At 65.7% G+C, this 14,631-nt stretch carries 12 protein-coding genes; 3 read left to right on the top strand and 9 right to left on the bottom strand.

The features are described from left to right. Nucleotide 1: 1 nt before the first annotated feature. The 5 genes from ACFZCE_RS17815 to ACFZCE_RS17795 form a co-directional block, all read right to left on the bottom strand. Nucleotides 2-1,102, bottom strand: a complete 1,101-nt coding sequence (locus tag ACFZCE_RS17815; protein ID WP_390941358.1) for a polyamine ABC transporter ATP-binding protein — start codon at nucleotides 1,100-1,102, stop codon at nucleotides 2-4. A 136-nt stretch (nucleotides 1,103-1,238) separates the two neighbouring features. Beyond that, nucleotides 1,239-2,501 carry an aminotransferase class III-fold pyridoxal phosphate-dependent enzyme gene (locus ACFZCE_RS17810; protein ID WP_390941357.1) on the bottom strand — a complete coding sequence of 421 codons (1,263 nt, stop codon included), beginning with the start codon at nucleotides 2,499-2,501 and terminating at the stop codon, nucleotides 1,239-1,241. Then, entirely contained in the window at nucleotides 2,498-3,562 is a 1,065-nt protein-coding gene (locus ACFZCE_RS17805) for a phosphotransferase (protein ID WP_390941356.1), read from the bottom strand. The genes ACFZCE_RS17810 and ACFZCE_RS17805 overlap by 4 nt, the downstream gene beginning before the upstream one ends. Next, complete coding sequence (locus ACFZCE_RS17800) at nucleotides 3,555-4,289, bottom strand: SDR family oxidoreductase (protein ID WP_390941354.1); 735 nt, start codon at nucleotides 4,287-4,289, stop codon at nucleotides 3,555-3,557. The genes ACFZCE_RS17805 and ACFZCE_RS17800 overlap by 8 nt, the downstream gene beginning before the upstream one ends. Nucleotides 4,290-4,360: 71 nt before the next feature. Beyond that, nucleotides 4,361-5,041 carry an FCD domain-containing protein gene (locus ACFZCE_RS17795; RefSeq protein WP_390941352.1) on the bottom strand — a complete coding sequence of 227 codons (681 nt, stop codon included), beginning with the start codon at nucleotides 5,039-5,041 and terminating at the stop codon, nucleotides 4,361-4,363. A 291-nt stretch (nucleotides 5,042-5,332) separates the two neighbouring features. On the opposite strand from ACFZCE_RS17795, the gene ACFZCE_RS17790 reads away from it, so the two are divergent. Then, entirely contained in the window at nucleotides 5,333-6,601 is a 1,269-nt protein-coding gene (locus ACFZCE_RS17790; RefSeq protein WP_390941351.1) for a hypothetical protein, read from the top strand. A gap of 200 nt (nucleotides 6,602-6,801) precedes the next feature. Here ACFZCE_RS17790 and ACFZCE_RS17785 read toward each other — a convergent pair whose 3' ends face one another. Genes ACFZCE_RS17785 through ACFZCE_RS17775 form a run of 3 tightly spaced genes read right to left on the bottom strand, consistent with a single transcriptional unit; the run spans nucleotide 6,802 to nucleotide 10,638 of the window. After that, on the bottom strand, nucleotides 6,802-8,103 hold the full coding sequence (locus ACFZCE_RS17785) for a c-type cytochrome (RefSeq protein WP_390941350.1): 1,302 nt from the start codon (nucleotides 8,101-8,103) through the stop codon (nucleotides 6,802-6,804). Between the two features lie 12 nt (nucleotides 8,104-8,115). Further along, nucleotides 8,116-9,900 carry a GMC oxidoreductase gene (locus ACFZCE_RS17780; protein ID WP_390941348.1) on the bottom strand — a complete coding sequence of 595 codons (1,785 nt, stop codon included), beginning with the start codon at nucleotides 9,898-9,900 and terminating at the stop codon, nucleotides 8,116-8,118. Nucleotides 9,901-9,903: 3 nt separating this feature from the next. Then, the gene (locus tag ACFZCE_RS17775; RefSeq protein WP_390941346.1) at nucleotides 9,904-10,638 is read right to left on the bottom strand and encodes a gluconate 2-dehydrogenase subunit 3 family protein; all 735 of its coding nucleotides are present in this window, start codon (nucleotides 10,636-10,638) and stop codon (nucleotides 9,904-9,906) included. Between the two features lie 285 nt (nucleotides 10,639-10,923). Between ACFZCE_RS17775 and ACFZCE_RS17770 the strand changes: the two genes are divergently transcribed. Both ACFZCE_RS17770 and ACFZCE_RS17765 read left to right on the top strand, forming a co-directional pair. Further along, nucleotides 10,924-12,246 carry an NtaA/DmoA family FMN-dependent monooxygenase gene (locus ACFZCE_RS17770; RefSeq protein WP_390941345.1) on the top strand — a complete coding sequence of 441 codons (1,323 nt, stop codon included), beginning with the start codon at nucleotides 10,924-10,926 and terminating at the stop codon, nucleotides 12,244-12,246. Nucleotides 12,247-12,342: 96 nt separating this feature from the next. Further along, nucleotides 12,343-13,035 carry a helix-turn-helix domain-containing protein gene (locus ACFZCE_RS17765; protein ID WP_390941343.1) on the top strand — a complete coding sequence of 231 codons (693 nt, stop codon included), beginning with the start codon at nucleotides 12,343-12,345 and terminating at the stop codon, nucleotides 13,033-13,035. 234 nt (nucleotides 13,036-13,269) lie between these two features. On the opposite strand, the gene ACFZCE_RS17760 is transcribed toward ACFZCE_RS17765, so the two are convergent. Further along, the gene (locus tag ACFZCE_RS17760; RefSeq protein WP_390941341.1) at nucleotides 13,270-14,589 is read right to left on the bottom strand and encodes an MFS transporter; all 1,320 of its coding nucleotides are present in this window, start codon (nucleotides 14,587-14,589) and stop codon (nucleotides 13,270-13,272) included. Nucleotides 14,590-14,631: the final 42 nt, after the last annotated feature.

Below are 14,631 nucleotides of genomic sequence, written 5' to 3'. Positions count from 1 at the left end.
GTCAAACCGGCTGGGCGCTGAGCGCCGAGGCGTCCTGGCTGTGCCAGCACACCGCTAACTGATGGCCTTCGCGCCAGGCCGCTTGCCTCTGCGCGATCGGGACTTTCACGGTGAATTCAGGGTTGCCGGCCACCGCTAGGCGCACGCGCACGTGGTCGCCCAGGTAGATGCATTCTTCGATGCGCCCGGGCAGGCGGCTGTCGTAGTGGGCGCCGCCGTCGAGGCTGACCCGCTCCGAGCGGATCGACAGCGTGGTGCGCTGGCCGCTGACCAGCCCCGGCGCGCCGCGGGCGAACAGCTGCGCGCCGGCGTCCAGGCGCACCTCGCAGCGCTCACCGGCGAGGCTGCCGAGTACCCCGGGCAACACGTTGGTGTCACCCATGAAGGTCGCGACGAAGGTATTGGCCGGGCGTTCGTAGAGCGCTTGCGGGGTGTCGATCTGCTGGATCACGCCATCGTTGAAGATCGCCACCCGGTCGCTGAGGGTCAGGGCCTCCTGCTGGTCGTGGGTGACGAACACCACGGTCAGGGCCAGCTCGCGGTGCAGCCGGCGGATCTCCAGCTGCATCTGTTCGCGCAGGTGTTTGTCCAGCGCGCCGAGCGGTTCGTCCATCAGCACCAGCTTGGGTTCGAACACCAGCGCACGGGCCAGGGCAATGCGTTGCTGCTGGCCGCCAGACAACTGCGCGGGGTAGCGCTTGGCGAGTTCGCCCAGGCGCACCATCTCCAGCGCCTGGCGCACCTTGTGCTGGATGTCGACCCGCTTGAAGCCGCGCACCTCCAGCGGGAAGGCCATGTTCTGGGCTACGGTCATGTGCGGGAACAGCGCGTAGTTCTGGAACACCATGCCGATCCCGCGCTGGTGCGCCGGCACGCTTTCGATGGCCTTGCCGTCGAGGAAAATCTGGCCTTGGGTCGGGCTTTCGAAGCCGGCGAGCATCATCAGGCTGGTGGTTTTGCCGGAACCAGACGGGCCGAGCAGGGTGAGGAACTCGCCCTGGGCCACGTCGAGGTCGAGCCGCTTCACCACGGTTTTGAAACCATCGTAACTTTTCTCTACGCCGCGGAAGCTGACAAAGGCGTTGGCGCTGCTACGTGTCATCTCAAACCTCGCAATTAAACATGATGCATCATGTTTACAGCAGGAATTGTGCCACCCCCGTTTCGCTGCTGTTTACCGTGGCCGGCGGCGCTGGCGTGCACCAGTGCTGTGCCGGCGGCGCTGGCCAGCGGCGCTTTCAGTGCAGGGCGGCGAGGGTGGCCTCCAGGCGCTCGAGCAGCAGCGCCGCGTGGGTGGCGCTGAACACCAGCGGTGGGCGGATTTTCAGCACGTTGCCAGCCGGGCCGGTGGCGCTGATCAGCACCTGGCGCTGGCGCAGGCCGTTGACCACCGCCGCCGCCAGGGCCGTGGCCGGGGCGCGGGTTTGCGGGCTCTGCACCAGCTCCACGCCAATGAACAAGCCCTGGCCGCGCACGTCGGCGATCACCGGGTAGCGCCGGGCCAGGGCCAGCAGGCCCTGGCGCAGCACCTCGCCCACGGCCAAGGCATTGGCCTGGAGGTTTTCTTCGCGCAGCACCCGCAGCACCGCATGGGCGGCCTTGCACGACACCGGGTTGCCGCCGTAGGTGTTGAAGTAACGCTGCTGGCGGCCAAAGCCGTCGAACAGCGCCGCGCGGCCGACCACCCCGGCCACCGGGTGGCCGTTGCCCATCGGCTTGCCGAGGGTGACCAGGTCGGGCACCACCGCGCTGCACTGAAAGCCCCAGCGCTGCGCGCCGGTGCGGCCAAAGCCGGGTTGCACCTCGTCGGCGATGTACAGCCCGCCGGCGGCGCGCACCAGCCGCGCGGCCTCGGCCAGTTCGCCGGCGAGCGGGCTGAACACCCCGTCGCTGGAGAAAATACTGTCGGCCAGCAGCGCCGCCGGCTGGATGCCGTGGGCACGAAAGTCGTCGAGGGCCGCCTTGACGCTGGCGACGAAGTGGTTGCCGCGGTAGTTGTCCGGGGCTTGCACCAGGCGCACGTGGGCGGCGGTAGGCAGGCCGGTGGCCAGCGACGGCGACAACTGCGCCAGCGCGCCGGTGACCCCGTGGTACGCCCAGCGGGTCACCAGCACGCCAGTGCCGCCGCTGTGGCACTGGGCGATGCGCAGGGCGAGGTCGTTGGCTTCGCTGCCGGTGCAGGTCATCGCCAGGTTGTTCAGCTCGGGCGGGAATTCACTGAGGAGGGCTTCGGCGTAGTCGACGATCGCCGGGTGCAGGTAGCGGGTGTGGGTGTTCAGTTGCGCGCTCTGCTCGGCGATGGCCTGCACCACGGCCGGGTGGCAATGGCCGATCGAGGCCACGTTGTTGTAGGCGTCGAGGTAGGCCGTGCCGTGTTGGTCATACAGCCACACGCCCTCGCCGCGCACCGGGGCGAAGGGCTCGTCGTAGAACAGCCGGTAGCTGGCGCCGAGGGCGCGCTGGCGGCGGGCGAGGAGGTCGGTGGTGCTCGGCGAATTCATGGGGCCTCCGGCGCGCAGGCGGCGATCAGGCTGTGGGTGAGGGCGCCGACCGGCAGCGCCGCCAGGCGCCGCAGGTTGTTCCAGCTGGCGTTGAGGTTGCGCAGCACGTAGGCGCTGTTGTCCGGGTACAGGCTGGCGCGCCACTGGGCAATGGTGATGGCCATGGCCATGCGCACGGCGATCAGCTCACCGAGTACCGCCAACTCCTCGGGCAGCAGCGGTACATGGGCGTTGTAGGCGCCGACAAAGGCTTTGATCTGCCACAGCGGGTCAGCGGCGTGGGCGTCGAACTGGTAGCTCAGGGCGGTGCCCAGCTCGTTCACCAGCGGCGCGTGGAGGGCGTCGCCGAAGTCGATGATCGCCGCCACATGGGTGCCGGTGGCGCGGTCGAGCACCACGTTGTGCGGGTTCAGGTCGTTGTGGATCACCTGCGCGCGCAGCGTGGCCAGGCGCGGCTTGACCTCATGCTCGTAGCGCTCGAGCAGGGCGCTGACCAACGGCTTTTGCTCGGCGGCCAAGTGCCCCAGGTACGGTTTCACGCGCTCGGCGTGGCCCACGTCCCACAACAGGTAGCGCTGCGCGGCGGGGTGTTCGAAGCCGCGCAGGGCCAGGTTGAGTTGGGCCAGGGTGCTGCCCAGTTGCTGCATCATCGCCACGCTCGGGGTGCCGAGGTTCTGTGAAATCCCGTCGAGGTAGCTCACCGTGCGCAGGGTGTAGGCCTGGCCGCCGACGCGGACCACCGGCTCATAGGCCCCCTCCAGCGCGGGCAGCACCCGCGGCACTGGCAAGTGCGGGCCGTGGCGTTCGATGTGCAGCAGCGCTTCGGTCTGAAAGCGGGTAACTTCCGGCGCTTCGGCCGGGTTGATGAACTTCATCACAAAGGCGCCCTGGGGCCCGCGCAGCAAGAAGTTAGCGTCACGCTCGCCGTTCAGCACCTTCAGGCTGCCAGCCAGGCCGTAGGTGGCGAGGGCGGCGGCCTGGGCCTGCTCGAGGCTGACCACCGGCGCTTCGGTGGTCATCAGTTGGGCGCAGCCGGCGGGCGCGGTGGCGGCCTTACACATGCTGGCCACCGTTCACGTGGATTTCCGCGCCGTTCACGTACGAGGCGCCCTGGGTGCAGAGGAAGTACACCAGCGAGGCGACTTCCTCAGGCTTGCCCAGGCGGTGCATCGGCACCAGCCGTTCGACGATGTCGGCGGTGCCCGGCGAGAGGATCGCCGTGTCGATCTCGCCTGGGGCGATGGCGTTGACGCGGATGCCATGGCGGCCGAAGTCGAAGGCCATCTCGCGGGTCAGCGCCGACAGCGCGGCCTTGGAGGTGGAGTAGGCGACCCCGGCGAAGGGGTGCACCTTGGAGCCGGCGATGGAGGTCACGTTGATGATGCTGCCCTTGGCGGCTTGCAGTTCGCTGAACAGCCCCTGGGCGAGCAGCGCGGTGGAAAACAGGTTGACGTTGAACACCTGCACCCAGGTGGCGTAGTCGGTTTCCATCACCCCCAGGCGGCTGCCTTCCGGGCCCTTGGGCGACACCCCGGCGTTGTTCACCAGCGCGTCGAGGCGCCCACCGAGTTTGTCTTTGATCGCCGCCAGGCTGTCGCTGACGTTCTGGATGTCTTGCAGGTCAAGGTGAATGTGGTTCAGCTGGCCCTCGGCCCAGGGGCATTCGCTGACCCAGTCATGCCGCGAGGCGGTAAACACTTCCCAGCCGGCGGCGTTGAAATGCTTGACGGTGGCGTGGCCGATGCCGCGGCTGGCGCCGGTCAGCAGCAGCTTTTTTTTCTCGCCCATGATCACACCTCACTTGGTTGAAGTTTGATGCATCATGTTTTTAGCGGTGGCGGCTGTCAATAGCCGTTGGCCTAGCCGGCGCTGGCTTCCTGGCTCACGGCAATGAATTCGAGCATTTTCTGGTTGCCGTCGAGGATGTCGGTCTGGATCGCATGTTTCGCGGCGGCGGCGTCCTGGTTGCGCAGCGCCTGCAGCACCTCGACGTGGTGCTCGATGGCCATCGTCAGCGAAAAATGCGCGTAGGCCTGGGCGATCAACGGCCCGGCGCGCATCCACAGGCTGTCGATGTAGCCGCGCAGCAGCGGCATGCGCGCGGTTTCGGCGAGCAGGAAGTGGAAGTCGCTGTTCAGCCGCAGCGCCTCGGTGAGGTCGTTGCGCTGGATGGCTTCGAGGTTCTGCGCGATGTTTGCCTCGATCCGCGCCAGGTCGGCGGCGGTGGCGCTGCGCGCGGCGGTTTCGGCGCCCAGGCCTTCGAGGTTCAGGCGCAGGGTGCGGATTTCCAGGTAGGCGGCGCTGTCGAGCACCGGCACGCGGATGTCTTTCGGGGTTTTCAGCACCAGGGCCTTTTCCTTGGCCAATTGCAGGATGGCGTCGCGCACGGGGGTCACGCTGGTACCCAACTGGCTGGCCAGTTCGCGAATCCGCAGGCGGTCGTCGGGCTTCAGCCCGCCGGTGATCAGCGCGCTGCGCAATTGGGCGTAGACGTTGCTGCCCAGGTAGGTGTGGCTGATGGTGTCGAGGGGGTAGGGCATGTGTCACCGAAAGGGGGGCTGCATCAGTGGGGGGAATATACAACATGATGCATCGGGATGTGTGCGGGGTTTGAGGGGGCTTTGCTTGGCGTAGCCGGGATGCTGTTGCCCTGCGCGCCAGCCGCCGCTACCACTTCCCGCGTGTAGTGTATGTAGGGGGTTTCTGAAATTAGGTGAGAAAGTTCTATTTTTTTAGGAGGGGTTGACCCCTCGTTAGTTGATGGAAAAGCATAAAGGCTGTATCAGCTGGCATTGAATGCGCCGAGGGTGTTTTGTATGGGGTTTGGCGCAATGCACTACTTTTTGCATATGAAAAAAGTACTACTTCCAATGTTTATCGGCCGGCTGGTTCCCGTGCTCGGCATTACCCTGGTGTTCTCACTGGTTGCACACTCCTCAAGCGCGCAACTTGCAACTTTTGCGTACGCATTGGCATCGCTGTCCGTGCTAACGGCACTCACCTCCATGTGCTTATCCGCTACCGGGAACGTTATCGCGGGGCAGGGCCAGGGGGAACGTGGCGCGCAGCAGGTTTTCAGTTCTGGCCTGCTGCTGGCCGCGGCACTGGCGCTGGTCGGCACACTGGCGGCCATGGCATTGGCGCAAACCTTATGGCGGCTCCCCGGCGCGGGGCATTTTGATCTGCCTTACTTGGTGAACATGGCATGGCTTTATGTGCTCTGCGTGCCCTTCACCATCGCCAACGTGTTCTTCCAGCTGTTTCACGAAGGGGCCGGTTTCGCTTCACGTTGTGCAACCGTCAGAACCTGCGCGGCCGGCATCAGTGGCGGCCTGCTGTGGGTTGCTCTGTGGTTTTTTTCAGGCCGCGATTTCGCGCTGATGGCGATGGGGTATTTTTTTCTCTCTGAGTGCCTGGCGTTCCTGGCATTTATCCGCCTGGCCCGGCAGCGTGGGTTGCGCTTCAAGCCGGCGCTGGATGCGCAATGGGCACAGCAGATTCTTTTCCTGGGCGTGCCCGTTTCTTTCGGCCTGGCAGGGCAAAAACTGTACTTTTATTGTTTGAATGAGCGCCTGGCGCAGGCTTCAATCGACCTGGTGGCGCAGTTGGCGGCCTTTATGAACATCGCGGGGCTGTTGCTGATTCCCGCGTTGGCCTTGAGCCAGGCCCACAGTGTGTATGTGAGCAAGATCGCCGCGGGCCGCGGCACTGCCTATGGGCAGGGTATCGGTTGTTTTCTTCTGCTCATGCTGGTGCTGGCAGCCGCCGCTGTGCTGTTGGGTGAGCCAGTGGTGGCGCTGATGAGTGGCGTTACACTCAGTTATTCACCCGGCCTGCTGGCGGCGATCATGGTGTATTTAGCCAGCAGTGGGTTCTTGGCACTGGTGATGGGGCACTTGCGTGGGATGAACGATACTCTCAGGCCGCAACTGATCGTCAACCTGATGTTGTTTACGCTGTTGGTGCCGGTTATCTATTGTGTCGCGCCCGCCACGCTTGGAATCATGGGGTATGTTTGGCTGCAGAGTGCTGCGTTGGCGCTGATGGGGGCGGTGTTGTCGGTCAGGGTGTGGGTTTTAAGTGGCAGGGGGCGTTTTTGATTGCTTCAGGTGGTTTGCCTGAGCGTATGGCCGGAGGGCCCTTCGCCCGGCACAGCCGGCCTCCCACGGGTTTTGTGTTGCCTTGTAAATCAAGTATTTACACAAAACTGGTGGGAGGCCGTGGTCCGGCACTCCGGCTGTGCCGGGCGAAGGGCCCGTCAGCTCATGCGCTCGGTAAAACTACCGGCTGATCCAACCCTTTAGTGCGACGTCACCTGCCCCACATCATCCCCCGAGGTATGTTTCAGGTCATCGCTGCGCAGTTTCGCCACGTCCGCCGCCGACACCGCGCCGGCCGCGTTGCCCCAACTGCTGCGGATGAAGTTCACCACGTCGGCCACTTGCTGGTCGTTCAGGCGCCAGCCGAAGGCGGGCATGCTGAAGGTCGACGGCGCGGTATGGGTGGCGGGCACCGTGCCGCCGGCCAGGACCACGTGGATCAGCGAGGTGGCGTCGGCGCCTTGCAACACCGGGTTGCCAGCCAACGCCGGGAAGGCGCCGGCATAGCCATGGCCGTCGGTGCGGTGGCAAGCCGCGCAGTTGTCGAGGTACAGCGCGGCGCCGGGCTTGCGGTCGTCACCCTTCCACAAGGCATCGGCCACCTGCGGGTCGTACACCTGGGGCGTGGCCTGCGGGGCTACCGGCGGCAGGGTTTTCAGGTAGCGGGCAATCGCCGTGAGGTCCGCGTCGCTGAGGTACTGCAGGCTGTGCTCGACCACATCGCTCATGCCGCCGAACACCGCGGTGCGCTCGTTGCGGCCGGTCTTCATGAACTGCACCAGTTGCGCCTCGCTCCAGCTGCCGAGGCCGTCTTTGTGGTCGCCGCGCAGGCTCTTGGCGATCCAGCCCTCGAGCGGGGCGCTGCCGGCCAGGAATTGCTCACCGTCGGCAGGGTCCAGCGCTTTTTCCTGCAGGGTCAGCGCCCGTGGCGTGTGGCAGGCGCCGCAGTGGCCCAGGCCCTCGACCAGGTAGGCGCCGCGGCTGACCACAGGGTCTGCGCCGGGCGCCGGTTGCCAGGCGGCCACATCCGGTGCGTAGAGCTTGCGCCAGATCGCCAGCGGCCAGCGCAGGCTCAGCGGCCAGGGAATGTCACTGCTCTTGTTTGGCTGCGCCACCGGCGCCACGCCCTGCATGAAGTAGGCATACAGCGCGTGCATGTCTTCATCACTGACCCGCGCGTAGCTAGGGTAGGGCATGGCCGGGTAGAGGGTGCTGCCGTCCCGGCGGATGCCATGGCGCACGGCGTTGTCGAAGTCCTCGAAGCTGTAGCCGCCGATGCCGGAGGCATCTGGGGTGATGTTGGTCGAATAAAGGGTGCCGATCGGGGTTTCCATCGGCAGCCCGCCGGCGAACGGCTGGCCGCCCTTGGCGGTGTGGCAGGCCACGCAGTCTCCGGCGCGGGCGGCGTACTGGCCCTTGAGGATCAGCGCTGGGTCGGCGCCGGCGGCCACGGCGGGTAGGCTGGCGCTGAACAGCAGGGCGGCGATAAACGCGGTTTTCATGGTCATCGCTCCTTAGGCCTGCACCAGCGGGCCGGGGTTTTTCAGGTACTGCTCGCGGATCGCCTTGGCCGCCCAGTAGGTCAGCGCGGCCACCAGGCCGGTGGGGTTGTAGCCCAGCCCCTGGGGGAACGCCGAGGCCCCGGGCACGAACACGTTGTGCACGTCCCAGCACTGCAGGTAGCGGTTCAGCGCGCTGGTGTTGGGGTCGGTGCCCATGATCGCGCCGCCGTTGAGGTGGGTGGTCTGGTAGTTGGCGGTATTGAAGTGCTCCTGCACTTTCTTGCCCAGCACGGCGATGCTTTGCGGGTTCATTGCCTGGGCCACCTGGCTCAGCTTGGCGACCATGAACTGATTCATCTTGATGTCGTTTTCCTGCCAGTCGAAGGTCATCCGCAGCAGCGGTTGGCCCCAGGCGTCGCGGTAGGTGGGGTCGAGGTCGAGGTAGTTGGCGCGGTACGACTGGTGGGCGCCATGGGCATCCATCGACACTTGGTGGGTGTAGTACTGGGCGGTGGTTTTCTTCCAGGCGCTGCCCCAGGCCGGGGTGCCCGGCGGGTTGGCGGTGCCGGCGATCGGCCGGCTGCCGGCCTGGTTCACCCACATCGGCGAGCCGCCGACAAAGCCATGGGGGCCGTGGTCGAAGTTGTCGGCGTTGAAGTCATCGATGGCCACGCCATTGCCGCCGGCGCCGATGAAGTTGTTGGTGTAGGTGTGCTCGTCGAAGAACGCCTTCACCGTGCCCATGTTCTGGTAGGCAAAGTTGCGCCCCACCACGCCCTCGTTCTTGATCGGGTCGTAGGGTTTGCCAATGCCCGACAGCAGCATCAACCGCACGTTATTGAACTGGAACGCCGAGAGGATCACCAAATCCGCCGGCTGCTCCACTTCGCGGCCCTGGGCATCGACGTAGGTCACCCCGGTGGCCTTGGTTTTGCTGCTGTCGAGGTTGACCCGCAACACATGGGCCTGGGTGCGCAGCTCGAAGTTCGGCACTTGGCGCAGCGCCGGCAGGATGTTCACGTTCGGCGAGGCCTTGGAGTACATGTAGCACACGTAGCCGCTGCAAAAGCCGCAGAAGTTGCACGGGCCCATCTGCGCGCCGTAGGGGTTGGTGTAGGGCCCGGAGGTGTTCGCCGACGGCAGGTTGTAGGGCTTGTAGCCCAGCGAGCTGGCTGCCTTCTGGAACAGTTGCGCCGACACGGTGTTTTTTTGCGACACCAGCGGGAACGGGTTGGAGCGGTCTGGCGCGTAGGGGTTGCCGCCTTTGCCGGCGCCCACTACCTGGCCGTTGACCGTCCAGGCCTGGCCGGAGGTGCCGAAGACCTTTTCGGCGAAGTCGAAGTGCGGCTCGAGCTCTTCGTAGCTGACGCCGAAGTCCTGGATGGTCATGCCTTCGGGGATGAAGCGCTTGCCGTAGCGTTCTTCGTAGTGGCTGCGCAGGCGCAGCTCGGCTGGGTCTACCCGGAAGTGCACGCCAGACCAATGCAAGCCGGCGCCGCCGACACCCTTGCCGGGCAGGAACGCGCCGAGCTGGCGGTTGGGCAGGGCGACGTCATTGGCGCTATGGCGGATGGTCACGGTTTCTTTCGACACGTCCACGAACAGCTTTTTGCGCACGCTGTAGGTGAGCTCGTCGATTACCTGCGGGTAGCTGCCGTCGGGGTAGGTGTCTTGCATCGGCCCGCGCTCCAGCGCCACCACCTGCAAGCCAGCCTCGGTCAGCTCTTTGGCCATGATCGCGCCGGCCCAGCCGAAGCCGACGATCACCGCGTCGACCTTGTTCAAGGGGTTCGCCATGCTTCAGGCCCTCTCGCCGCGAATGGAAACAGCCGGCAACGGGTAGCGTTCGTTGCGTTCTACCCAGTCCATGAAGTCGGCGCGGGCGCCGGGGAAGCCGATCTGGGTCCAGCCCACCAGGCCCTTGTTGCCGCCATGAATGGGGTCGCAAAAGAACCCTTCACGGGTGTTCTGCACCAGCAAACTGAAAAACGCCTTGGCCGGCACTTGCTCGAAATGCAGCTCTCCTGCTTCGATCTTGCGGAGAACCTGGTCTCGGGTAGCGCTGTCTTGTGCGGCGAAATTTTTTTTCAGGTTGGCCTGGCACCAGCCATCCACCGCGGCGATGCCCAGGCGGTACAACTGCTGCGGGTTCAACTGCAGTTGGTAGCCCATCTCGGCGGGGGCGTCGGTCACGAAGGGGCCCTGCATGTACCACTGGGCGCCGCTGGCGTAGGGGGTGTTCATCTGCCGGTCGATGTATTCGGCGGCGCCGGCTTCCAGCGCGCCAGGGCCGAGTTCGTCGGCGGGGATGATCCGCGCCACTGCGGCCTGCACGAAGGCCCATTCTTCGGCGGTGAAGAACGTCGGGTGGTAGTCACTGGGCGCCGGGGTGGCCGGCACCGGGCGTTCCGGCGCGGCCTGCAGGGGCGAGGTGCCCAGGGCCAGGCCGGTGCTGGCGACGGTCACCACCGGGATCAACGTGAGGGTTTTGCGAAGAAAATCCCGGCGCGGGTGGCCGGGTGCCTGGTCTGACATGGGGCGGTCCTCAAGGGGCAAAGCGGGCGGTTAGGTGATACCGGGGGCGATCTGGTTATGGGCAGTGCACATCGCCGGCAGGGCAACAGGCCAGCACTTGCCGGCAAATGTAACAATTTATATGTTTCTATGAAACCGGTTTCAGAACCCTGTTCACGGGGATTCAGCGTCGGCCTTCGGCTGCCGGCCTACTGCCGTGGCGGCATAAGCTATAAGCGCAAGTTATTAGCCGCCGGGGGCAGGGCTGGCCGATGATCAGCGGCTAACCGCACGGGAGGCACTTCAATGGCCAGCCAACGGCAGCTCAAACTCGGCGCGTTCATGCGCCCGATCAGTATTCACACCGGTGCCTGGCGCTATCCCGGCGCCTGGCCAGACGCCAACTTCAACTTCGGCCGCATCCGCGCCCTGGCGCAAACCCTGGAGGCGGCCAAGTTCGACGCGTTCTTCATGGCCGACCACCTGGCGCTGTTGAACATGCCGCGCGAAGCCCTCAAGCGCAGCCACACGGCCACCTCGTTCGAGCCGTTCACACTGCTGTCGGCGCTCAGCCAGGCCACTTCGCGGATCGGCCTGGTGGCCACCGCCTCGACCAGCTTCGACGAGCCGTTCCATGTTGCCCGGCGCTTCGCCTCGCTCGACCACCTCAGCGAGGGCCGCGCCGGTTGGAACATCGTCACCACTGCCAACCCGGATGCCGCGTTGAATTTCGGCCTCGACCAGCACCTCGACCACAGCCAACGCTACGCCCGTGCCCGGGAGTTCTACGAGGTGGTCACCGGGCTATGGGACAGTTGGGCGGACGACGCGTTTGTTCGTGATGCCGGCAGCGGCGTGTTTTTCGACCCCGAGCGCCTGCACACCCTGGCGCACCAAGGCGAGTACTTGTCGGTGCGCGGCCCGCTGCACATTGCCCGGCCACCTCAGGGCTGGCCAGTGATCGTCCAGGCCGGGGCCTCCGAGCCGGGCCGCCAACTGGCGGCGGAAACCGCCGAAGTGGTGTTCGCCGCCGCCGCCAGCCTGGAGGAGGGCCAGCGCTTTTACGCCGATGTAAAAGGCCGCATGCCGGCCGTGGGGCGCGACCCTGAACAGTTGAAGATCCTCCCCGGGGCGTTCGTGGTGGTGGGCGATACCCTAGCGCAGGCCAGGGCCATCCGTGCCGAGCTCGACAGCCTGGTGCACTACGACAGCGCGATCGGCTCGCTGAGCATCGCCCTGGGGGTAGACGCCAGCCGCTTCGACCCCGACGGCTACCTGCCGGAGATCGCCGAGACCAACCAGAGCAAATCGTCCCAGGCGCGGGTGCTGGCCCTGGCCGAGCGCGAAGGGCTGACCGTGCGCCAACTGGCCCAGCGCCTGGGCGGCTACGCCGGGCTGGCGTTCGTCGGCACCGCGCAGAGCATCGCCGATGAGATGCAACAGTGGCTCGAGGCACGCGGCTGTGACGGCTTCAACGTGATGTTCCCGTGGTTGCCGGGCGGGCTGCAGGCGTTTACCGCGCAGGTGGTGCCGGAGCTGCAGCGGCGTGGGCTGTTCCGTACTGAATATGAAGGCACTACCTTGCGCGAGCACCTGGGCTTGTCGCGGCCGGGCAACCGGTTTTTCTGAAGGGGCGCCGGGGCGAATTTGCCGTGGCGTTGCCGGGCCGGGTCGCCGATAATCGCCGGCAGCATCAGGCCCCGCACACACAAGAGAGGTCCCCCCTTGGTAAAAACCCGCCCACGTCCCGCCGTCAGCGGTGTGGCTTCGGCTGATCGAGTGCTCACCGTGCTCACGGCCTTTCGCATCGGCGACACGGCGCTGAGCCTGGTCGAACTGGCCGAACGCACTGGCCTGATCAAAAGCACCATCATGCGCTTGGTGGTGTCGCTGGAAACCTTCGGCCTGGTCAACCGCATGGCCGACGGCCGCTACCAACTGGCCAGCGAAGTGATGCGCCTGAACGCCGTGTACCAGGACGCGCTCGACCTCGAGCGCCACGTGATGCCGCTGCTGCACCGGCTGACCGAGGAAACCGGCGAAACCGCCTCGTTCTATGTGCGCCATGGCGCCTACCGGCTGTGCCAGTACCGGGTCAACTCACCGCACCGGCTGCGCCTGCACCTGCAACCCGGCGACATGCGGCCGATGGACGGTGCCGCCAGCGCCGAGGCGTTACGCACGCCGTATGCGCGGGCGCTGGTGATGGAGCATGCGTTCTATTCCCAGGGCGCGACCGACCCCCATGCGGCGTCGATGGCCTTGCCGGTGTTTGGCGCGCAGCAGGAGTTGATTGGCGCGCTGGTGATTTCCGGGCCGTCCGGGCGGCTCACCGAAGAGCGTGCGCGTACTCTGGATGCACTGTTCTGCGAGGTGGTGGCGGAGTTGAATCGGAGTTTGGGGTGTAAGGGGGCGTAGGGGGTGAGGGCCCTTCGCCCGGCACAGCCGGAGTGCTGTTCACTTAAGCAATCAGAGCGCCAAACCGAGGGTGAAAAGCCCTAATGACTTCAGGTGGTTTTACTGAGCGCATGACCTGACTGGCCCATCGCCCGGCACAGCCGGCCTCCCACAGGTTGTGTATTGCTGCGTAAATCAATGGCTTACACAAATCTGGTGGGAGGCCGGCTGTGCCGGGCGATAGGGTCCGAAGCCTTACGCCGGCTCCTGCTCCCCCACCCGCAGCCGGCGCTGTTGCCGGCCCATCACCAGCACCAGGATGCCGCCCGCCGCGCACAGCGCCGCCAGCGGCATGAAAGCCAGCGCGTAGCTGCCGGTGGCGCCATGGATGCTGCCGTACACGTTGACCATCGCGCCGCCGCCGATCAGGTTGGCCAGCGCACCGACAGCCGCCAGCCCAGCCGCGGCGGTGGAGGACGACAGCCAGTTTGACACCAGCGCCCAGAACGGCCCCTTCATCGAGTAGGCGCCGATCAGCACCATGCTCAGTAACACCACGGTGGCCAGCAGCGACGAGGTGACCAGCGACAGTAACAGCCCGGCGGCGATCAGCAGCAGGGTCAGCGCGGTGTGCCAGCGGCGTTCGCCGCTGCGGTCGGAGCTACGCCCCCAGAGGATCATCGCCACCGAGGCCAGGCCATAGGGGATGGCGTTGGTCAGGCCGATTTCAAGGTTGCTCAGGCCGAAGGTTTTCAGCAATTGCGGGGCCCACACGCTCATGGTGCTGCCCGCCGCCGAAGGGCCGGAGTAGATCAGCGCGAGGATCCAGATGTCTTTGTGGCGCAGCAGCTTCCACAGCGAAAGATGGCCAATCGCGGTTTTGTTGCGTTTTTCCTCCGCCAGCCGCCCGGTCAGCCAGCCGCGTTGCTCATCGCTGAGCCAGCGCGCCTGCTCCGGGCGGTCGGTGAGCACGAACAGGCAAGCGATGCCCAGCAGCACCGCCGGGATGCCTTCAAGGATGAACAGCCAATGCCAGCCGCGCATGCCGAACCAGCCATCCAGGCTGAGGATCAACCCGGAAATCGGCGAGCCGAGAAAATTCGCCCCAGGGATCGCCACCATGAAGATCGCCACCATCCGCCCGCGGTAGTTCGAGGGTAGCCAGTAGGTGAGGTACAGCAGTACCCCAGGGAAGAACCCGGCCTCGGCGGCGCCGAGGATAAAGCGCATCACGTACAGCGAGTTGGCGCCCTGCACGAAGGCGGTGCCCGCCGACACCAGGCCCCAGGTGATCATGATCCGGGCGATCCAGATCCGCGCGCCGAAGCGCTGCAGGGCTAGGTTGCTCGGCACCTCGACGAGAAAATAGGAAATAAAGAACAAACTGCTGGCAAAGCCGAAGATCGCCGGGGTCAGGCCGAGGTCCTGGTTCATCTGCAGCGAGGCCATGCCGATGTTGCCGCGGTCGATGATGGCGATCAGGTAACAGACGATCAGAAACGGCAAGATGCGCCAGGCCACGCGGCGCATGGTGCTGCGCTCCAGCTCGCTGACGGGGTTGGTGGGTGCAGGCATGGATCTCTCCCTGTTGTTTTTTTCGGAGAAACGCAAACCGCC

Source organism: Pseudomonas sp. NPDC007930 (assembly GCF_042958985.1).
Lineage (GTDB): Bacteria > Pseudomonadota > Gammaproteobacteria > Pseudomonadales > Pseudomonadaceae > Aquipseudomonas.
The sequence above is the reverse complement of the archived record's forward strand: the minus strand, read 5'-3'. Positions and strand labels throughout refer to the sequence as shown.